The sequence below is a fragment of the Peribacillus sp. SRI_006 genome (assembly GCF_057586375.1).
Map to the genome: position 1 here is coordinate 266796 of NZ_JBYCZT010000001.1, position 19714 is coordinate 286509.

Here is a 19714-nt window from a genome sequence, read left to right on the forward strand (position 1 = left end):
ATAATAAAAATGTTCGGAAAGGCGGGATGACCTTGCGGACGTTTTCTTTATTGAAAGGAATGCCGGTTTTCACAATCAAAGGAGAAAGAATCGGCACGGTCCACGATTTATCAATTTCTGAAATGGGACAGATAACGGGCTTGGTCGTTCATCAGCAAGCATTGTTCAAAAGAGCTTTTCATTTGAAACTTGACGATATTTCTTCATTCGGTCCAGATGGGATCGTCATCAGCCACCAAGATTCAACCTTAAGGAAAGTGCCTGCGGATTCCATTTGCCTATCGAAGGACGAAGTATTGGGACGCATGCTGTTTTCAGAAATGGGCGAAGAACTTGGTTTACTGCAGGATGTATATTTCAAGGAAAAAATGGGCACGATTATAGCGTATGAAACAACGGATGGGTTTTTCTCGGAGTCGACAGTGATAGAATCAAAACAGCCGCCTGCATTAGGGAAGGATACCATCATTGTTTCAGTTTATGAACAGTGAGGTGTCCATTTTGGAAATTAAATGTCCGAATTGCCGCAGTAAAGATGTTGGGAAGATTGGCGTAAATCAATATTATTGTTGGAATTGCTTTATTGAAATGACTCTGTCCGAAGGGCTCATCAATACGCATCAAGTCGAGGAAGATGGAAGTTTAAGCTCATTGGACGATTTGTTTGAGGAAAATGACCGCCGCTTCGGTATGTAAATAACGGAAGAGGTGTTTGCAATGGCTAGACGTTCACGCAATACTCTAATGAATATGGGTTCGGACTTGATGAACTCGAAGATGATCAAACGGAACATGAAGAAAATACGCAAAAGATTAAAGTCATTATTATAGCAGGAATGGGTGTCCTGATAATGAGGGCACTCTTTTTTATGTATGAAAACCTTCCGCCTTTCGAAGAATAAATGAGCGGGGGGTGTTTATTGTGAGTATTCGGCTAAAGTGGTTTTATCGCCTGGGTTTTTTATTGCTCTTATTTTTCGTCATCTATATTTTTATGAAACTTAAGCCCATGTGGGGACCTGCCGTTACTGTATGTGTGACGGTGCTGCTGCCCTTTTTGGTCGGTGCGTTCATCAGTTACTTGCTGCACCCTGTAGTGGAATATTTGAATGAGAAAGGGATGCGTCGCTGGCTTTCGATTACGATCATCTATTTGTTGTTTTTCGGGGGGATCGGTTTTGCCGTTTATAAAGGGATTCCAGTGATCGTCAGCCAGGTTCGCGAGCTGTCGGAAAGCGTGCCGGAACTGGTTGAACAGTACCGGGGCAGTATTGATAAGCTCAATCATCAAACGGCGGCCTGGCCGTTCGGAATTCATGAAAGATTCGAAGAGGGTGTCACCCTTTTCGAAGGGTGGCTGAAGCGTATACCGGAAAAGGCGATGGAGTATGCAATGAAGATGATTGATTTCATCGTCCTGATAGCGTTGATTCCATTCATTGCTTTTTATATCCTGAAAGATTTCACCGTTTTAAAAAAAATGGCATGGTATATGACCCCGAAAAAATGGCGCAATCAGGGACGGGCATTCGTCCGTGATGTCGATGCATCGCTTGGAGGCTATATCCGCGGACAAATCATCGTCTGTGTCGTGATCGGCTTGATTTCCTCGCTGCTCTTCTGGATAGCCGGAATGAAATATCCGCTTCTTTTGGGGGCGATAATCGGAATAACGAATGTGATTCCGTATTTCGGACCGATTATTGGGGCCATTCCTGCTGTGGTCATTGCCGCGACAATGTCAGTGAAAATGGTGTTGATCATCGCGGTCATCGTGCTTGTCCTTCAATTTCTCGAAGGAAATATTCTGTCTCCGCTAATAGTCGGTAAAAGCCTTCATATGCATCCGCTGTTCATCATGCTTGCATTATTAGCCGGAGGCGAAATAGGCGGTATCTTCGGCATGGTCGTTTCGATTCCCATCTTGGCTGTGTTGAAAGTTTTTGTACTTCATGCCCGCGTTCACTTTAGAAAGAAGCCGCCCCTTATTGACAAATAAAAGTCTTGTGAATATAATCCATAACATAAGATAATTCGTTGAAGGATGAAGTATGCTGAAGTCCATCTAAAGAGAGGGGTCCCCCAGGCTGAAAGGGACTGCCAGGTGAAGAGCAGCAGAAAGCTAGTCCTGAGAGCAGCTAATACCTGCCGTCACGCCGCGTTAAGGCTTTTATGAAGGTGATGGACCTGGGATCAATTCCTGCGTCCATAATCAGGGTGGTACCGCGAGTCAACTCTCGTCCCTGTTTTTGGGATGGGGGTTTTTTGTGTGCTCAAAATTACATAATTTTTAAAAGGAGGATATATATATGAAGTATTTAACTGGTGCTCAAATCCGCCAAATGTATTTAGACTTTTTTAGTGAAAAAGGACATAACATCGAACCAAGTGCGTCATTGGTTCCTCATGAAGATCCATCATTGCTTTGGATCAATTCCGGGGTGGCGACGTTAAAGAAATATTTTGATGGACGGGTGATTCCTGAAAATCCAAGGATTACGAATGCTCAAAAGGCGATCCGTACAAACGATATCGAAAACGTGGGGAAAACGGCACGTCATCATACGTTTTTCGAAATGCTCGGAAACTTCTCCATTGGTGAATATTTCAAAGAAGAAGCCATTACATGGGCATGGGAATTTTTGACCGATGAAAAATGGATTGGGTTCGACAAAGATAAATTGGCTGTGACGATCCATCCTGAAGATGATGAAGCATTCGAACTTTGGAATAAGAAAATCGGTGTACCTGCTGAAAGGATCATTCGCCTGGAAGAAAACTTCTGGGATATCGGGGAAGGTCCAAGCGGTCCGAATACGGAGATTTTCTATGACCGCGGACCAGCATATGGCGATGATCCGAATGATCCGGAACTATATCCAGGCGGGGAAAATGAACGTCATTTGGAAGTATGGAATCTTGTATTTTCTCAATTCAACCATAATCCGGACGGTTCTTACACACCGCTTCCAAAGAAAAATATCGATACAGGGATGGGCCTTGAGCGTATGGCTTCCGTCGTTCAAGATGTGGCGACGAACTATGATACAGATTTATTCATGCCAATCATCCGCGCAGTCGAAGAGATATCCGATGTGAAATATGGTGTTGATTCAGAAAAAGATGTGGCATTCAAAGTCATAGCCGACCATATTCGTACGGTAGCCTTTGCAGTTGGTGACGGGGCTCTTCCATCCAACGAAGGCCGCGGTTATGTATTGCGCCGTTTACTTCGCAGAGCGGTTCGATATGCTAAGCAAATCAACATCAACCGACCATTCATGTTCGAGCTTGTGACGGTCGTTGGTGAAATCATGAAAGACTTCTATCCTGAAGTCCTCAAGAATAAAGAATTCATTGCAAAAGTAATCAAAAATGAAGAGGAACGTTTCCATGAAACCCTGAATGATGGACTGTCCATCCTTTCTGAAGTCATTAAAAAGGAAAAGGAAAAAGGCAATACGACCATTCCGGGCAGCGATGCATTCCGTTTATATGACACATATGGTTTCCCGATTGAGTTAACGGAAGAGTATGCAGAAGAAGAAGGCATGGCGGTCGATCAAGCTGGATTTGAAAAAGAGATGGATGCTCAACGTGAACGTGCCCGTTCAGCGCGTCAAGATGTTGATTCCATGCAAATCCAAGGCGGGGTATTGGGCGATATTAAAGTTGAAAGTGAATTTGTCGGATATGATCAAGTTGCTGTTGAAGCCAAAGTTGCTGCCATCATACAAAATGGCGAGCTTGTAACGGAGGCACAAGAAGGAGAAGAAGTTCAAGTGATACTGGACAAGACTCCTTTCTACGCGGAAAGCGGCGGACAAATAGCCGATATAGGAACGATGGCCAGTGAATCGGTGAAGGTTGATGTCCTTGATGTCCAAAAAGCTCCTAATGGCCAAAATCTGCACCGTGTAGCAGTTACTGCCGGCACATTAACAGCAGATTCCCATATCGTTGCTGCGGTAAATCAAGAAAATCGCATCCATATCACGAAAAACCATACAGCGACACACCTTTTGCATCAGGCGTTGAAAGATGTGCTTGGTACACATGTCAACCAAGCGGGTTCACTCGTACAGGCTGAGCGCCTTCGCTTCGATTTCTCTCATTTTGGCCAGATAACGGCGGAAGAGATTGAACAAATCGAAACGATTGTAAATGAAAAGATTTGGCAAAGCTTACAAGTGAATACGGATTATAAAAACATCGAAGAAGCAAAGGCTATGGGCGCAATGGCCTTGTTCGGCGAAAAATACGGCAAGATTGTACGTGTCGTTCAAATAGGCGATTACAGCTTGGAACTTTGCGGCGGTGTCCACGTTCCGAATACAGCGGTGATCGGCTTGTTCAAAATCGTTTCCGAAAGCGGCATCGGTGCAGGAACTCGCCGTATAGAAGCGGTAACGGGTGCTGGGGCGTACAAATTGATGACCGATCAAATCGGTGTCCTGAAGGACGCGGCTGCAAAATTGAAAACGAACTTGAAAGACGTACCTTCAAGAATCGAAACGGTACTGGCTGAAGTGAAGGATCTTCATCGCGAGAATGAAAGCCTTACTGCAAAATTAAGTAATATTGAAGCAAGCAGTCTTGTTTCTAACGTAAAAGACGTAAATGGGGTTCAAGTATTGGTGGCGAAGGTTCAAGCTACCGACATGAATAATCTGCGTGCCATGGCGGATGATTTGAAACAAAAGCTCGATTCTGTCATTATCGTATTAGGCTCTGCCCAAGGCGATAAAGTCAATTTGATTGCCGGGGTGACGAAGGATTACATCGACCGCGGTTTCCATGCTGGTAAATTGGTCAAAGAAGTTGCTTCCCGTTGCGGCGGTGGCGGTGGCGGACGTCCAGATATGGCCCAAGCCGGCGGAAAAGACCCTGAAAAATTGGATGCAGCACTTAATTTTGTTGAAGAATGGGTCTTATCGATTTCATAATCAATGGAAAGTGTTGTACAATGTAGGTAATAGTGGATTTGGACGCTGAGGAGAGGTGCATGTTAATGAGTTCCTTTGATAAAACGATGAAATTTAATTTTCCCGAAGAACCATTCGAAAGAGATGTACAAGAAGTATTGTCTCAAGTGTATGTTGCACTTCAGGAAAAAGGTTATAACCCGATAAACCAGATTGTCGGTTATCTATTATCTGGTGACCCGGCCTACATCCCGCGCCATATGGATGCTCGAAACATTATTCGTAAGCTTGAACGCGATGAAATCATCGAAGAATTGGTTAAATCGTATCTTAAGAACCATCGAGAGGAATACTAATGCGCACAATGGGACTTGATTTAGGTTCAAAAACCATCGGCGTCGCCTTGAGCGACGCGATGGGCTGGACTGCACAAGGATTGGAAACGATCAAAATTAATGAAGCTGGAAATGACTTCGGCTTTAAACGCCTCAATGAAATTATAAAAGAGCATGATGTTTCTAAAATTGTCCTCGGTTTACCTAAGAACATGAATGGGACTGTTGGACCGCGAGGCGAGATCAGCCAAGATTTCGCTAAACGATTAGAAAACAAATTCAAGCTGCCGGTGTTTCTCTGGGATGAACGGTTGACAACTATGGCGGCTGAACGTGTCCTTCTTGAGGCGGACGTGAGCCGAAGCAAACGCAAGAAAGTCATTGATAAAATGGCAGCTGTCATGATTCTGCAAGGATTCTTGGACAGACAAACAAATTCAATATGAGGTGAATACAAATGGAACACGGCGAAAACAACATTACAGTAGTAGATGAAAACGGAAACGAGCAGCTTTGCGAAATCCTTTTCACATTCGACTCAGATAAATTCAACAAATCTTATGTACTTTACTATCCGATGTCTGCAGAAGATGAAGAGGAAGAAATTGAAATCCACGCTTCATCATTCGTACCGAGCGAAGATAATAAAGATGGTGAACTTACACCGATCGAAACAGAAGAAGAGTGGGATCTTGTCGAAGAAATGTTAAATACATTCCTAGACCAAGAAGAAGCGGAAGAAGAATAAAAGAAAAAAACCGGCCCCTAAAGGTCGGTTTTTTTCTTGGCTCTTTTCGTAAAGATTGTTGTTTTTAAAACGAAACTATTTTAGGTTGATTGAAGCGGAAGTGCGAGACTCCTGCGGGAGCAGCGGGACAGGTGAGACCCCACAGGAGTCTACGCCGAGGGCGGACCACCGCCCGCGGAAAGCGAGTACCTGGAGTGGAAATCACGTTCAAATTGTACAAACCCATAATAAACTGTGGACATGAAGATCGTTTTTTCATTTTTGTACCAGTAACCCCTTATCTTTTCTTTGCGAATAAAAGCATAAAAGTAGCGAACGGACCCAAAAATAATGATAGCAAGAACCAGTTCAGCGCCGTTCTATTTTTCCCTTGAGCAAGTCCGGCGTTTATGAGTGCCAATGTCCCCCAACCTACAAAATAATACTGATCCAACTCCTCCACACCTTTCCTTTTCCTCAAATCATTATGGCATTCCTATATGAATATTCCTGCTATTTCTTGAAATGCCTAATACATGCAGGGAACAAATTTTTAAGCTGAGTAAATAATTAAAACAAAGTTGATTGGAGCGGGTGTGCGAGAGTCCTGCGGGAATACGTGTCCAAGGGAGACCCCACAGGCGCAAAAGCGCCGAGGGCGGACCGCCCGCGGAAAGCGAGTCCCTGGAGCGTAAATCAACGTCTAAATTGTACAAGCCATAAAAAGACTGTGGGCAAAAGGAGTTCGGAAACATATCTTTCATCAAATGATGTTCCCGAACCAACTGACCCCAAGCAGCACCATCAACTCCTCGAGTATGGTTTCTAAGTTAATAAATAGTTGATTGGGGAGTAAGGTAGCGGGTCTCTGCGGGAAAAACGCGTCAAAGGGAATGCCTCGAGCGGAAATCAATATGCCCTCAAAAAAACTGTAGACAAAGATATCACCATTTTCCTATTAAATAATACCTGTATATTGACAAAACTAGTGCATTTTTGCCATAAATAGAGTATTGATGAATGTAGTTTTGCAAAAAACATGTAATTATTTGTTGATTTTAGTATAATGTTCGAAGCAAAGATTAATTAGAGAAAAGCATCATCTAGAAACCAATCTGTAGTTGGTGTGAGTTTGCAGGGGGAATAAACATGGATGAAAAAGATAAAAATCTATCTAAAAAGGAACATATCCAAATGAAATTGTTAGAACAGCAAGGAGAAGCCAAGCTGGTTCGTAAAATCATCATGATTACGATCGCTTCGCTTATTTTACTAATTGGGATAGTTGGTCTTGTGGGCTTTTTATATATCAACTCAGCCATGAAACCAGTCGATCCGGATGATGACACCATCAAGAAAGTGAAAATCCCGATCGGTTCATCCGTTAACGGAATTTCAACGCTGCTTGAAGAGCAGGGAATAATCAAGGACGCACGCGTATTCAAATATTATATTAAATTCCGCAATGAATCCGGTTTTCAGGCAGGGGAGTATAAATTATCACCTTCGATGCCGATTGAAGATATTGTCACAAGCATCAAAACCGGGAAACTCATGAAGGAAGCGGCAATGAAGATAACGATTCCTGAAGGGAAGCAGCTAAGCCAAATTGCCGATATCATCGCGGGGAAGACGGGTGAAGATCCGAAAAAGGTCTTCAAGAAATTGAATGATAAGAAGTTCGTTAATTCCATGCAAGAGCAATTTCCGCAGCTATTGACCTCGGAAATTGAAAATGAAAAGGTTTTATATCCGCTGGAAGGGTACCTTTTCCCAGCTACTTATGACTTTTATGAAGAAAAGCCGACCCTGGAGTCAATCGTCATCGAGATGCTGAAGAAAACCGAAGAGACTTTGCAGGCTTACGAGGGCCAAATGGATAAGAACGATTATTCCGTACACGAGATGCTGACCTTCGCTTCGCTTGTCGAAGAAGAGGCGACGGCACAAGTCGATCGCGGAAAGATAGCTTCCGTCTTTTACAATCGTATTAAGGAAGGTATGCCGCTTCAAACGGATCCGACCGTTTTGTATGCGAAGGGTTCACATAAGAGCAGGGTGTATTATAAAGACCTTGAGGTGAAATCCCCTTATAATACGTATAAGAACAAGGGGCTTCCGCCAGGGCCGATTGCAAATGCCGGAACGACATCGATCGATGCGGTATTGAAACCTGAGAAAACGGATTACCTGTACTTTTTGGCAACACCTGAAGGGGAAGTCCTTTACTCCAAGACCTTGGATGACCACAATAACAAAAAGGCAGAGCATATTTCCAATAAATAAATAAAAAAATGCAAGGACACCGAGGGGGGAGAGATATTACTTTCCCCTTGTTTTTATGATAGAATAGTACAAGTGAATTTTTGATCCGATTCTTATCGGTGACGTAACTCGGCGAATGCCGGGTTTTATTTTGAAAGATAAGGAAATGTAGATCGTCAAGCATACTTGTTTCAGCTCCTTGTGAAGAAATTGTTCAATCAATTTTTTCATGTTACTGACCAAGCGCTTTTGTTTTCCTTATAAATGGAGGAAACGTTTTGAACGGAAAAATAGAACAATATCTTCATTCCTTAATTCCGGAGCGTACGGGTTTGCTTAAGGAGTTGGAAGATTTTGCGATGGAAAATAATGTGCCGATCATGGAGCCCGAAGGAATTGAAGTGCTGCTTCAGATTTTAAGGCTTCATCAGCCAAAAGCGATATTGGAAGTAGGTTCGGCAATTGGCTATTCGGCCATAAGGATGGCTGAGACCCTTCCGGAAGCAGAAATCGTCACACTTGAACGGAATGAAGCCCGCATTGAGCAGGCAAGGGCTAACTTCAAGAAGGCGGGACTGTCGGAAAGGATCACCCTCATTGAAGGGGATGCCCTTGAAGCGGGACCGAAAGTGATGGAGCATGGCCCGTTCGATATCATCTTCGTTGATGCAGCTAAAGGGCAGTACAAGCGATTCTTTGAACTGTTTGAACCATTCCTTGCTGATGCTGGCATCATCATTACTGACAATGTTTTATTCAAAGGCTTGGTTGCCGAAAACATTGAAGAAATGGAAATGACGAGAAGAAAGCGAGCTCTTATCAAAAAAATCAGAGACTTTAACATCTGGTTACATGACCATCCCCATTTCGATACTGTAATTTTGCCGATTGGTGATGGTGTGGCCATTAGTAAACATAGAGGTGACAAAAATGAAAAAGCCTGAATTACTCGTGACTCCGACAAATGTCGATCATATAACAGAACTCATCGATGCTGGCGCTGATGCCTTTGTCATTGGCGAACAACGTTATGCACTAAGGCTGGCAGGGGAGTTCAATCGTGAAGATGTAGAGAAGGCAATTGAACTTGCACATGCTGCGGGCAAGAAAGTGTACGTATCCATGAACGCCATTTTTCATAATGAAAAAGTGGACGAGCTTGAAGGGTATGTTACATTCCTTAAAGAGGCTGGTGCCGACCGGATCATTTTCGGTGATCCCGCAGTCTTGATGGCTGTCCGTGCCGTGGCACCTGATATGCCCCTGCACTGGAATACAGAGATGACGGTAACGAACTGGTACACATGTAATTACTGGGGAAAACGCGGTGCTGTCCGTGCCGTTGCTGCCCGTGAGATAAGTCTGGACGAGATCGTGGAAATGAAGGAAAATGCCGAAGTGGAGATTGAAGTGCAAGTGCATGGCATGACATGCATGTTCCAATCGAAGCGAACGCTCCTAGGTAATTACTTTGAATACCAAGGCAAGGCATTGGAAGTGGAAAATCGGAAGGAACATAGAAATATGTTCTTGCATGATAAGGAACGCGAAAATAAATACCCGATTTATGAAGATGAAAATGGTACACATATCATGAGTCCGAATGATATGTGCATGATTGATGAACTTCAGGAATTGATTGAAGCGGAAATTGATTCACTGAAAATCGAAGGGTTACTACAAACTCCGGAATATGTCATTGAAATGACAAGGTTATATCGGGAAGCGATTGACGTATGTGCTGAAGACCCTGACCGCTATGATGATATCAAATTGGAACTTTTTGAAAAAGTCAAAGCGGTTCAGCCGGATAACCGTGAGTTGGATACTGGGTTCTTCTTTAAAGAATCGGTTTATTAAAGAAAAGGGTAAGAGAAAGAGGAGGAATAGCCTTGAATGCTATTGCTGATAAAATTTCCAAGATCGTTGATGGAAAGAGAGTCATTGTAAAAAAACCGGAATTGCTGGCTCCGGCCGGCAACCTGGAAAAATTAAAAATTGCCGTCCATTACGGCGCAGATGCCGTGTTCATTGGCGGTCAGGAATATGGCCTTCGTTCCAATGCCGGTAACTTCACGTTTGAGGAAATGAAGGAAGGCGTCGAATTCGCTAATAAGTATGGTGCCAAAGTATATGTAACTACAAATATCTTCGCACATAATGAAAATATCGATGGTCTTGATGAATATCTGGAAGGTCTTCAGGAGGCAGGGGTCCATGGTATCATCGTCGCCGACCCATTAATCATCGAAACCTGTAAAAGGGTCGCTCCGAAAGTCGAGATCCATTTAAGCACACAGCAATCGCTATCGAACTGGAAGGCTGTTCAGTATTGGAAAGAGGAAGGCTTGGAGCGTGTTGTTTTGGCACGTGAGACGAGTGCTGATGAAATCCGTGAAATGAAGGAAAAGGTCGATATCGAAATCGAGGCTTTCGTTCATGGGGCCATGTGCATTGCCTATTCTGGACGCTGCACCCTTTCGAACCATATGACGGCGCGTGATTCGAACCGCGGCGGCTGCTGTCAGTCTTGCCGTTGGGATTATGATTTATATGAGTTGGATCAAGATGGGGAAAAGGCTTTATTCGATAAAGAAGATGCTCCATTCGCAATGAGTCCAAAAGACTTGAAGCTGATTGAATCACTGCCTGGCATGATTGAAATTGGCATAGACAGCTTAAAAGTTGAAGGAAGAATGAAATCGATTCATTATATTGCAACGGTTGTTAGCGTGTATCGTAAAGTGATTGATGCGTATTGTGCCGATCCCGACAATTTCAAGATTAAACAAGAATGGCTGGAAGAGCTTGATAAGTGTGCGAACCGTGAGACGGCATCATCGTTCATGGAAGGGGAAATTCCTGGGTATAAACAGCAAATGTTCGGGAATCATACCGTAAAGACTCGCTTCGACTTCGCAGGATTGGTGCTTGATTACAACGAGGAAACTAAAATCGTCACCATGCAGCAACGTAATTTCTTCAAGCCTGGGGATGAAGTGGAGTTTTTTGGACCGGAAATCGAAAACTTCACTCAAAAAATCGGTACGATCTGGGATGAGTCAGGTAAGGAGCTGGAGGCAGCCCGCCATCCGCTTCAAATTGTCCGCATTCAAGTAGATAATAGAGTTTATGTGAACAATATGATGCGGAAGGAGAATTGATATGACAAGAAAGAAACCAGTGGTCATCGGAGTTACCGGAGGGTCGGGATCAGGTAAAACAAGTGTTACCCGTTCCATTTTTGAATTCTTCCAAGGACATTCCATCTTGATGATCGAACAAGATTATTATTATAAAGATCAAAGTCATCTGCCTTTTGAAGAGCGCCTGAAAACGAACTATGATCATCCGCTTGCATTTGATAATGATTTGTTAATCGATCACATTAACGCATTGCTGCGCTATGAAACGATAGAAAAACCGGTTTATGATTATTCTATCCATACGCGCTCGGAAGAAGTCATCACAGTTGAGCCACAGGATGTCATCATCCTTGAAGGGATTCTTGTACTGGAGGATGAGCGCCTGCGAGACCTGATGGATATGAAGCTATATGTCGATACGGACGCAGACCTGCGGATCCTTCGCCGGATGACCCGTGATATTAAAGAACGCGGCCGTTCCATAGATTCCGTCATCGAACAATACATCAGTGTCGTCCGTCCGATGCATAATCAGTTCATAGAACCGACGAAGCGTTATGCCGACATCATCATACCAGAAGGCGGCCAAAACCATGTGGCGATTGACCTTATGGTGACAAAAATTCAAACAATCCTTGAACAAAAGTCTTTTTTGTAATAACATAGCATAAATAATGATAGGTGCCATTTTCCTTCGTTTATTTAAAAATCCCATTTATTTATTGGGAAAGACTGGACAAATGTTGGAAAACGCAATACTCTATTCTTGATACAGAACGAACCGGCTGCTCACCGCAGTCGGTTTATATACTAAGGAACGGATTGTTTCTTAGTATCGAAGCGCGACTTTTTAAGTCGCGCAATTATATATTTTTTGACTCGATTTAGGGTTAAGCACGATATAGTACATAAACTTGTCACAGCGAATGCTTGCTGTAAAGAATTAGAAGGAGTGAAGGGTTTTGGCAATTGAAAAAGAATATCCAATGACTAAAGAAGGTAAGTTAAAGCTTGAACAGGAACTGGAACAGTTAAAAACGGTTAAACGTAAAGAAGTGGTGGAAAGAATCAAAATCGCCCGCAGTTTTGGCGACCTTTCCGAGAACTCAGAATACGATTCCGCAAAAGAAGAGCAGGCTTTCGTTGAAGGACGTATTACAACGATCGAAAACATGATCCGCAATGCAAAAATCATTGAAGGCAATGATTCGAATACAGATACAGTTTCACTTGGAAAATCGGTAACCTTCGTGGAACTTCCAAATGGTGACGAAGAAACATATTCCATCGTAGGAAGCGTTGAAGCGGACCCATTCGAAGGAAAAATCTCCAATGATTCCCCGATCGCGAAAAGCCTGATAGGAAAAAGGGTCGGCGACAAGGTATCGATCATGACACCTGGCGGCGAAATGAGCGTCAAGATTGTATCCATCGACTAAATAAAATGCAAAAGGGATGTCCATCGGGGCATCCTTTTTTTATGTAAGGCTGTTTTCACATACTTTGTTGCTATTTACCAGTAGTGAGTTGTGGTTGATTTCCCCTCAAGAAGCTCGCTTTCCTTGGTGCGGGCGGTGAGCCTCCTCGGCGTAAACGCCTGTGGGGTCTCACCTGTCCCGCTGCTCCCGCAGGAGTCTCGCACTTCCGCTCCAATCAACCTTAAATAGTTTCATTTAAAAACAATCTTTACGAAAAGAGCCTTATGGAAAAGTGACGCGTTAAATTTGTTCATAATTGTTTAAAAATTCGCACCTCGTCAACAATGGTTATCGAGGTGTATTTTATGAAAAAGAAACGAATGAGGTTGCTGGCACTTTTTTTGACCACTTTCATGCTGATGCTCATAGGCAGGCTTGCCTACATCCAACTTGTATCGACAGAATCTTTTTCAAAGCATGATGTGAACCTGTTGGAAGCAAGCGTGAATCAGCGTTCACAAATATTAAAGATTGATGATGGACGCGGAAAGTTCTATGACAGAAATGGAGAACCGCTGGCACATGAAGAAATCCCGACGCTCGTCCTTTTTCCCTTTCTAAAAAAAATGACTTGGCCCATAGATGAAGTGGCCTCGATAATAGGGAAATCGGAAGCGGAGTTAAAAAGGGCGATAGAAGAAGCGGATGAACCATTCGTATTTGGCGGGGATGAACCGATAGAGTTGACGTCCAGCCAGTCGAAGGCAATCAATGAATTGAAGATTCCCGGGGTCTTTGCCGTGAATGAGAAATTATATCATGATCGAATGCCTGCAGCACAATTGATCGGAACGACGAATATATCTGATGCGGAGAAGAAAAAACGTTACCCGGACATGAATTTATCTCCTGAAACGAAAATAGGCAATACGGGACTGCAAAGGACCTTCGATGAGTTCTTGCTTTCCGCTGGGGAATCGAAGCTCGTTTTTCACGTGGACGCCAGCGGAGGACCGATGTTCGGTGTCGATGTTAAATATGTGGAACCAGCAAATCCGCTTTACCCGGTGAAGGTCATGACGACGATCGATAAAGAAATTCAGGAGAAAGCGGAGAAGCTCGTCGATGAACGCGGGATAAAAAAAGGCGGTCTCGTCCTGATCGATATCGAAAAAAGTGAAATCGTCGCCATGGTATCACGTCCGGCGCTTAATATAAAAGATCCAAATGGCGAAGGGGCCGTCAACATGATGCTGACTCAAAAAACGCCGGGTTCCGTCTTTAAAACGGTCACGGCAGCAGCGGCCATCGATTATGAAGCGGCAAGTCCCACCAGGACATTTAACTGTAATTTGACGATAGACGGCAAAACGGATAAACAGAGGGAACTGGGCGTACTTAATTTTGAAAATAGCTTTGCCCAAAGCTGTAATAGGACGTTTGCCGAATTGTCACAGGAAATAGCGGAGAAGGATCCGGACTTTTTGGACAAATATGCAAAAATGTTAGGGCTGGTTGGTGAAACGGGCTGGCAAGGGGACGTATATCACACGGAAGTCACTCAGCTGCATCATGAGCAAACAGGAAAGGTCTGGTATGATGACGATTTAAAAAAAGATCCCAAAATGGTTGCCAAAACGGCAATTGGCCAGCAGGATGTCCAAACGACGCCGCTCGCGATCGCGAATATGATGGCAACGATTGCCCGCGGCGGCAAGAAGGAACAGGTCAAAGCCGTTTCCAAGGTCGAATTTAACAATAGTACGACCGTAGTCGATTTTCCCAATCAAAGCATTGGCGGCGAGAAACTGTCTCCATATACAGCGATGAAGATGCAGCATCTTCTTAGGAAGGTCGTGACGGAAGAGAAAGGGACGGGCGCCTCCTTGAGAGATTTGCCTGTGGAGGTCGCCGGCAAGTCCGGGACAGCTCAGACCAATATCGAAAAAGGGGAGCTCAATAAATGGTTTGCAGGCTACTTTCCCTATAAAGATCCCAAATATGCTCTTGTTACCGTAAGTTTTGAAACGAAGGAAAACAGTTCCAGCATGACGCCTCTTTTTTCAGATATTGTAAAAGTCCTGTACTCGAAGGACCAGGACATTAGCGAGAATTGACGAAAAGTGTAGGAAACCCTTCCCTTCTATCTCTGGCTAAATCATGTTAAAATGAGGCAGTAAGAAATGGTAAGGGGAGGAATGGACCTTGGGCTCACGTTTCAATCAGAGAGATCAAAAAAGAAAAGTAAATAAAATATATAATATTGCAATCACCATCGTTTCCATTTTAATCGTCATTGTCGCAGTCTCGATTTTCTTAAGTGATGGTGGCACCGAAACAAAAAAAGCCACGACTGAACCAAAGCAAGTCGCCGAGACAGAAAAAGGGAAAGTAGTGGACAAACCTTCTGGCAAAGAGGAAGAAACGGATTCAGAGAAGGAAGACGCAGTAGGTGATAGTGAAGCAACAAAAGAGGATGCCGAAAAAGAAGATAGTAAAGCAACAGAGGAAGATGCAGAAGAGAAGGCTGAAGATGATGCAGATTCAGAAAAAGCAGGAGATGCCCAACTTGTGGAAGTGGAAGGCAGCGGCGATGGCAATGTTGCGTCTACATATACAAGTGAGAGTTGGAAACCAGTAGGAACGGAGCAATCCGGGGAGCACACTACCAGCTTCGAAAAGGGCTCGGTCGATTGGAATGAAATGAGTAAAGCGATAGCAAGCGGAGCTGGAATCGATGAAGGCAATATGAAGCTATGGTGGCTGCAAAACGGCGGTTCGTCGACCACGGCAATCGGTACGGTTTCTGAAGGAGACAACCCTAAAACATTCCGGGTTTATATTGAATGGGTGGACGGATCAGGTTGGAAACCTGTAAAAGTCGAAGAGCTGAAGACAAACGATAAAAGATAATGTTCAGAAAAAATGTATATACGAAAAACCCCCGAAAGGTATTCCGCTTTTCGGGGGTTTTTCATGGTGATCATTTTTTAGCTTTAAAGTGGACGACTGCACTATAAAAACGTCTGCCTTCTTCACTTACATACATTTGGTGTGACACGGATTCCACCTGAAGCATGATCGCTTTATTGATTTCAATTTGTGCTTGGATTTTTTCTTCAAGATTCTTGATGCTTTCTGCCTCGAAAAATTCTATTTTATCTTCGAATAAGTTTAAGTCGAGTTGAAAACTCATGACTATTCCCCTCCAACATTCAGATACTGTTAGTTTAACACCATTTTGTCCGAATCTGAACCTAATGAATTTGCCTAAAAACAAGAACTGTTTCTCTGTTTATTTCATATTATGCTTATAGGTTTTATTATCTTATTATAAAAGGTGATTAAAAATGGGCAGAGAATTTATCGATTTATTTGAAGAATGGTCGAAATCGTATGATGATACGGTTGGTGGACACGATATTGAGTATCAAGAGGTTTTTAAACATTATGATGGCATATTGGACAGCGTCACCAATCGGGCTTTTGGTCATGTGCTGGAGTTCGGGGTGGGTACCGGGAATTTGACGGAAAGACTTTTGAAGAAGGGCCTAAAGGTATCGGGAATAGAACCTTCTCCTGCGATGAGGGAAATAGCGGAAAGCAAGCTGAGCGGAAAAACAGAAATTGTAGATGGTGATTTTATCGATTTTCCGAAGCCGGAACAAGTTGATTCGATTGTGAGTACGTACGCGTTTCATCATTTAACCGATGAAGAAAAAGAAAAAGCGATAGCCAACTATGGAAAGTTACTGAATACTGGTGGTAAAATAGTGTTTGCTGACACAATGTATCAATCAAAGGAAGCTCATGAACGAGCGATTCAAGATGCAAGGCAGGCAGGCTTTCATAATTTGGCGAACGATTTGCAAACGGAATATTATACTACGATTCCTTTTTTGGAAAAAGTGCTTGAAGCAAATGGATATAAAGTGAACTTCGAGCGCTGCAATCAATTCGTCTGGATCATGGAGGCGGAAAAATTATAGGAAGAGGTTTTTACTAATGAAGGTAGCCATAATCGGAGCAATGGAAGAAGAAGTTACGATTTTACGTGATAAATTGGAAGGGTTGGAGCAGGTGACCATTGCCGGTTCCGAGTTCAATACAGGCACACTGAATGGTATCGAGGTCATTTTACTTAAATCGGGTATCGGTAAAGTGAATGCGGCAATGTCCACTGCAATCCTGTTAGAAAAATTCAAACCGGATGCGGTCATCAATACTGGCTCTGCCGGCGGTTATCATCCAGATCTGAACGTAGGGGATGTGGTCATATCCACGGAAGTGCGGCACCATGATGTCGATGTGACGATTTTTGGATATGAATACGGTCAAGTCCCTCAGCTGCCTGCAGCTTTTACACCGGATGAAAAGCTTTTTGCAATCGCAGAAGAAGCAGCAAAAGAAATCGAGGATATACAAGTGGCGAAAGGGTTGATCGTGACGGGGGATTCTTTCATGAATGATCCTGACAGGGTTGAATTCGTCAGAGGGAAATTCTCTGATTTATACGCGGTGGAAATGGAAGCGGCAGCCATTGCACAGGTAGCCTTCCAATTCAAAACACCGTTTGTCATCATTCGTTCCCTTTCGGATATCGCAGGTAAGGAGTCCAATATTTCCTTTGATAAATTCCTGGAAACTGCGGCTCTTCATTCAGCGGCACTGATTTTGAAAATGGTTGAAAAAATGAAATGAATGGTAAGTGATCAGCGGAAGCTTTTCTGCTGATCATTCTTTATTGCATAATCCTTATTAAATTGGTAGGATAACTATGAAAGGATGTCCGAATATGAAAGTCTTTAAAAATATTCATGAGCTGATAGGGGAAACGCCGATGATGGAAATCACCCATTTCCCGCTTCCGGATGAAGTCCGTATCTTTGCCAAACTGGAATACTTCAATCCGGGAGGCAGTGTGAAGGATCGGCTTGGTCAAGAACTGTTAGCCACAGCGCTGCAGACAGGGAAGGTGAAAAAGGGCGGGACGATCATCGAACCGACTGCCGGGAATACCGGGATTGGCTTGGCGTTGGCTGCGGTAAACAGTGGGGTGGACGTGATATTTTGCGTTCCGGAGAAATTCAGTACCGAGAAACAGGAATTGATGCGTGCCCTTGGAGCGAATGTGATCCAAACCCCGACAGAGGAAGGGATGACAGGAGCAATCGCCAAGGCTAAGGCGCTGCTGGCTGAAATTCCGGGATCATATTGTCCCCAGCAGTTCGCCAACCCTTCCAATCCTGATGCCTATTATAAAACGCTGGGACCTGAAATATGGGAACAGATGGAAGGCGATGTGGATGTGTTTGTTGCCGGTGCCGGGACGGGCGGGACATTCATGGGAACATCGCGATATTTGAAAGAAAAGAACGCTGCTGTCAAAACGGTCATTGTCGAACCAGAAGGATCGATTTTAAACGGCGGAAAAGCCGGACCCCATAAAACAGAGGGGATCGGGATGGAATTTCTACCCGCCTATATGGATGAAACGTATTTTGACGCAATCCATACGATAAGCGATCGTGACGCTTTCGATATGGTGAAGGAATTGGCGATTAAAGAAGGCCTTCTTGTCGGCAGTTCTTCCGGTGCGGCATTTGCAGCGGCCATGAAAGAAGCGGCCAAGGCTTCCCCGGGGGCGAATATCGTCGTCATATTCCCGGATTCAAGTGAACGTTACTTAAGTAAAAAAATTTATCAGGGAGGAATGTAAAATGAGAAAAAAAACACAATTGATCCATGGCGGCATTTTTGGGGATGAACAAACAGGAGCGGTTTCGGTGCCGATTTATCAAGTGAGCACCTATAAACAGGATGGTCCGGGGAATCATCGGGGCTATGAATATTCCCGTACAGGCAACCCGACCCGCCATGCCCTCGAAGAATTGATCAAGGATCTCGAGGAAGGAAAAAGAGGTTTCGCCTTCGGATCAGGAATGGCAGCGATGACTGCGGTTATGATGCTGTTCAGTCATGGTGATCATGTATTGATGACAGATGATGTTTATGGAGGTTCTTTCCGGGTCATCACTAAAGTGCTAAACCGCTTCGGGGTGGAAGCTACGTTCATCAATACGAGTGACATACACTCGATCGAAAAAGAGATAAAGGACAATACGAAAGCACTGTTCATTGAAACTCCGACGAATCCATTATTGAAAATCACCGATTTGGAAGAAGTATCAAAAATAGCAAAAGAAAACGGCATCCTCACCATTGTGGACAATACCTTCAGTACGCCTTACTGGCAAAATCCGCTTTCACTTGGAGCCGATATCGTGCTTCATAGTGCAACGAAGTATCTGGGGGGACACAGCGATGTTGTAGCGGGTCTTGTCGTGGTGAATGATGAAAAGATTGGCAATGACCTTCATTTCATCCAGAACTCCACAGGAGGCGTGCTAGGGCCCCAGGATTCATGGTTGCTGATGCGAGGCATTAAAACGCTGGGAATCAGGATGGAAGAACATGAAAAAAACACATCTCAAATCGTTCGTTTCCTATCCGGGCATGAAGGCGTTTCGAAAATCTATTACCCAGGTCTTGAAAACCACCCAAATCATGATATTGCCAAAAAACAATCGCGTGGATTCGGCGGTATGGTTTCATTTGATGTCGGCAGTGCGGAAAAGGCCGAGTCCGTTTTGAACAAAGTGAGATACTTTACACTTGCGGAAAGTCTGGGGGCAGTGGAGAGCTTGATTTCCATTCCGGCTTTGATGACACATGCTTCCATTCCGGCTGAGCGTCGTGCAGAACTTGGGATAACGGATGGGTTGATTCGTATTTCAGTAGGTCTGGAAGATGTTGAAGACTTATTGGAAGACTTGGAACAAGCGCTGCAAGGATAATCGTTTAGGGACCCGAAATTCATAGCTGACTGCCATTATTT

At 43.9% G+C, this 19714-nt stretch carries 21 protein-coding genes; 19 read left to right on the forward strand and 2 right to left on the reverse strand.

Going from position 1 to position 19714, the window contains the following annotated elements; genetic code table 11:
• The first annotated feature begins 32 nt into the window (after positions 1-32).
• The 7 genes from AC2YHV_RS01245 (at position 33) to AC2YHV_RS01275 (ending at position 6008) form a co-directional block, all read left to right on the forward strand.
• Entirely contained in the window at positions 33-491 is a 459-nt protein-coding gene (locus tag AC2YHV_RS01245) for a PRC-barrel domain-containing protein (RefSeq protein ID WP_487372452.1), read from the forward strand.
• Entirely contained in the window at positions 481-696 is a 216-nt protein-coding gene (locus tag AC2YHV_RS01250) for a hypothetical protein (protein ID WP_034311361.1), read from the forward strand. Before AC2YHV_RS01245 ends, AC2YHV_RS01250 begins: the two co-directional genes overlap by 11 nt.
• A 226-nt stretch (positions 697-922) precedes the next feature.
• Positions 923-1999, forward strand: coding sequence for an AI-2E family transporter (locus AC2YHV_RS01255; RefSeq protein ID WP_487372453.1), 1077 nt, complete (start codon positions 923-925; stop codon positions 1997-1999).
• 310 nt (positions 2000-2309) lie between these two features.
• Positions 2310-4946, forward strand: coding sequence for an alanine--tRNA ligase (alaS, locus tag AC2YHV_RS01260; protein ID WP_268565104.1), 2637 nt, complete (start codon positions 2310-2312; stop codon positions 4944-4946).
• Between the two features lie 65 nt (positions 4947-5011).
• Positions 5012-5281 (forward strand): IreB family regulatory phosphoprotein, encoded by a 270-nt coding sequence (locus AC2YHV_RS01265; protein ID WP_034311358.1) that lies wholly within the window; start codon positions 5012-5014, stop codon positions 5279-5281.
• Entirely contained in the window at positions 5281-5706 is a 426-nt protein-coding gene (gene ruvX / locus AC2YHV_RS01270; protein ID WP_034308633.1) for a Holliday junction resolvase RuvX, read from the forward strand. Before AC2YHV_RS01265 ends, ruvX begins: the two co-directional genes overlap by 1 nt.
• A gap of 11 nt (positions 5707-5717) precedes the next feature.
• Positions 5718-6008 carry a DUF1292 domain-containing protein gene (locus AC2YHV_RS01275; RefSeq protein WP_034308630.1) on the forward strand — a complete coding sequence of 97 codons (291 nt, stop codon included), beginning with the start codon at positions 5718-5720 and terminating at the stop codon, positions 6006-6008.
• Positions 6009-6285: 277 nt separating this feature from the next.
• On the opposite strand, the gene AC2YHV_RS01280 is transcribed toward AC2YHV_RS01275, so the two are convergent.
• Positions 6286-6441, reverse strand: a complete 156-nt coding sequence (locus AC2YHV_RS01280; protein ID WP_487372454.1) for a hypothetical protein — start codon at positions 6439-6441, stop codon at positions 6286-6288.
• A gap of 695 nt (positions 6442-7136) precedes the next feature.
• Between AC2YHV_RS01280 and mltG the strand changes: the two genes are divergently transcribed.
• The 8 genes from mltG to AC2YHV_RS01320 all read left to right on the forward strand — a co-directional run bounded on the left by mltG (position 7137) and on the right by AC2YHV_RS01320 (position 15729).
• A complete protein-coding gene (gene mltG / locus AC2YHV_RS01285) occupies positions 7137-8273 on the forward strand; it encodes an endolytic transglycosylase MltG (RefSeq protein ID WP_487372455.1) in 1137 nt (378 codons plus the stop codon).
• Positions 8274-8530: 257 nt separating this feature from the next.
• A complete protein-coding gene (locus tag AC2YHV_RS01290) occupies positions 8531-9196 on the forward strand; it encodes an O-methyltransferase (protein WP_034308624.1) in 666 nt (221 codons plus the stop codon).
• Positions 9183-10112, forward strand: a complete 930-nt coding sequence (locus AC2YHV_RS01295; RefSeq protein ID WP_487372456.1) for a peptidase U32 family protein — start codon at positions 9183-9185, stop codon at positions 10110-10112. The genes AC2YHV_RS01290 and AC2YHV_RS01295 overlap by 14 nt, the downstream gene beginning before the upstream one ends.
• A gap of 32 nt (positions 10113-10144) precedes the next feature.
• Positions 10145-11416 (forward strand): peptidase U32 family protein, encoded by a 1272-nt coding sequence (locus AC2YHV_RS01300; protein WP_034308621.1) that lies wholly within the window; start codon positions 10145-10147, stop codon positions 11414-11416.
• Between the two features lies 1 nt (position 11417).
• Positions 11418-12056 (forward strand): uridine kinase, encoded by a 639-nt coding sequence (gene udk, locus AC2YHV_RS01305; RefSeq protein ID WP_034308619.1) that lies wholly within the window; start codon positions 11418-11420, stop codon positions 12054-12056.
• 304 nt (positions 12057-12360) lie between these two features.
• A complete protein-coding gene (gene greA, locus AC2YHV_RS01310) occupies positions 12361-12837 on the forward strand; it encodes a transcription elongation factor GreA (RefSeq protein ID WP_034308617.1) in 477 nt (158 codons plus the stop codon).
• A gap of 344 nt (positions 12838-13181) precedes the next feature.
• Entirely contained in the window at positions 13182-14933 is a 1752-nt protein-coding gene (locus AC2YHV_RS01315; RefSeq protein WP_487372457.1) for a peptidoglycan D,D-transpeptidase FtsI family protein, read from the forward strand.
• Positions 14934-15021: 88 nt separating this feature from the next.
• Positions 15022-15729: a YrrS family protein gene (locus tag AC2YHV_RS01320; protein ID WP_454861499.1), complete on the forward strand. Its 708-nt coding sequence runs from the start codon at positions 15022-15024 to the stop codon at positions 15727-15729.
• A 70-nt stretch (positions 15730-15799) separates the two neighbouring features.
• Here the strand turns inward: AC2YHV_RS01320 and AC2YHV_RS01325 are convergent, their stop codons facing one another.
• Complete coding sequence (locus AC2YHV_RS01325; RefSeq protein ID WP_076365145.1) at positions 15800-16012, reverse strand: DUF2536 family protein; 213 nt, start codon at positions 16010-16012, stop codon at positions 15800-15802.
• A gap of 154 nt (positions 16013-16166) precedes the next feature.
• Here AC2YHV_RS01325 and AC2YHV_RS01330 point away from each other — a divergent pair, with 154 nt between their 5' ends.
• The 4 genes from AC2YHV_RS01330 to AC2YHV_RS01345 all read left to right on the forward strand — a co-directional run bounded on the left by AC2YHV_RS01330 (position 16167) and on the right by AC2YHV_RS01345 (position 19673).
• Entirely contained in the window at positions 16167-16805 is a 639-nt protein-coding gene (locus tag AC2YHV_RS01330) for a class I SAM-dependent DNA methyltransferase (protein WP_487372458.1), read from the forward strand.
• A gap of 16 nt (positions 16806-16821) precedes the next feature.
• A complete protein-coding gene (mtnN, locus tag AC2YHV_RS01335) occupies positions 16822-17517 on the forward strand; it encodes a 5'-methylthioadenosine/S-adenosylhomocysteine nucleosidase (protein WP_034308609.1) in 696 nt (231 codons plus the stop codon).
• A 94-nt stretch (positions 17518-17611) separates the two neighbouring features.
• Complete coding sequence (locus tag AC2YHV_RS01340) at positions 17612-18535, forward strand: PLP-dependent cysteine synthase family protein (RefSeq protein WP_487372459.1); 924 nt, start codon at positions 17612-17614, stop codon at positions 18533-18535.
• 1 nt (position 18536) lies between these two features.
• Positions 18537-19673 (forward strand): bifunctional cystathionine gamma-lyase/homocysteine desulfhydrase, encoded by a 1137-nt coding sequence (locus AC2YHV_RS01345; RefSeq protein ID WP_034308604.1) that lies wholly within the window; start codon positions 18537-18539, stop codon positions 19671-19673.
• Positions 19674-19714: the final 41 nt, after the last annotated feature.

Coding starts and splice junctions, on each gene's coding strand:
- AC2YHV_RS01325 (WP_076365145.1), bottom strand. CDS start 16,012: ATGAGTTTTCAACTCGACTTAAACTTATTCGAAGATAAAATAGAATTT.
- AC2YHV_RS01295 (WP_487372456.1), top strand. CDS start 9,183: ATGAAAAAGCCTGAATTACTCGTGACTCCGACAAATGTCGATCATATA.
- mltG (WP_487372455.1), top strand. CDS start 7,137: ATGGATGAAAAAGATAAAAATCTATCTAAAAAGGAACATATCCAAATG.
- AC2YHV_RS01275 (WP_034308630.1), top strand. CDS start 5,718: ATGGAACACGGCGAAAACAACATTACAGTAGTAGATGAAAACGGAAAC.
- AC2YHV_RS01315 (WP_487372457.1), top strand. CDS start 13,182: ATGAAAAAGAAACGAATGAGGTTGCTGGCACTTTTTTTGACCACTTTC.
- AC2YHV_RS01250 (WP_034311361.1), top strand. CDS start 481: ATGAACAGTGAGGTGTCCATTTTGGAAATTAAATGTCCGAATTGCCGC.
- alaS (WP_268565104.1), top strand. CDS start 2,310: ATGAAGTATTTAACTGGTGCTCAAATCCGCCAAATGTATTTAGACTTT.
- AC2YHV_RS01340 (WP_487372459.1), top strand. CDS start 17,612: ATGAAAGTCTTTAAAAATATTCATGAGCTGATAGGGGAAACGCCGATG.
- mtnN (WP_034308609.1), top strand. CDS start 16,822: ATGAAGGTAGCCATAATCGGAGCAATGGAAGAAGAAGTTACGATTTTA.
- udk (WP_034308619.1), top strand. CDS start 11,418: ATGACAAGAAAGAAACCAGTGGTCATCGGAGTTACCGGAGGGTCGGGA.
- ruvX (WP_034308633.1), top strand. CDS start 5,281: ATGCGCACAATGGGACTTGATTTAGGTTCAAAAACCATCGGCGTCGCC.
- AC2YHV_RS01265 (WP_034311358.1), top strand. CDS start 5,012: ATGAGTTCCTTTGATAAAACGATGAAATTTAATTTTCCCGAAGAACCA.
- AC2YHV_RS01330 (WP_487372458.1), top strand. CDS start 16,167: ATGGGCAGAGAATTTATCGATTTATTTGAAGAATGGTCGAAATCGTAT.
- AC2YHV_RS01345 (WP_034308604.1), top strand. CDS start 18,537: ATGAGAAAAAAAACACAATTGATCCATGGCGGCATTTTTGGGGATGAA.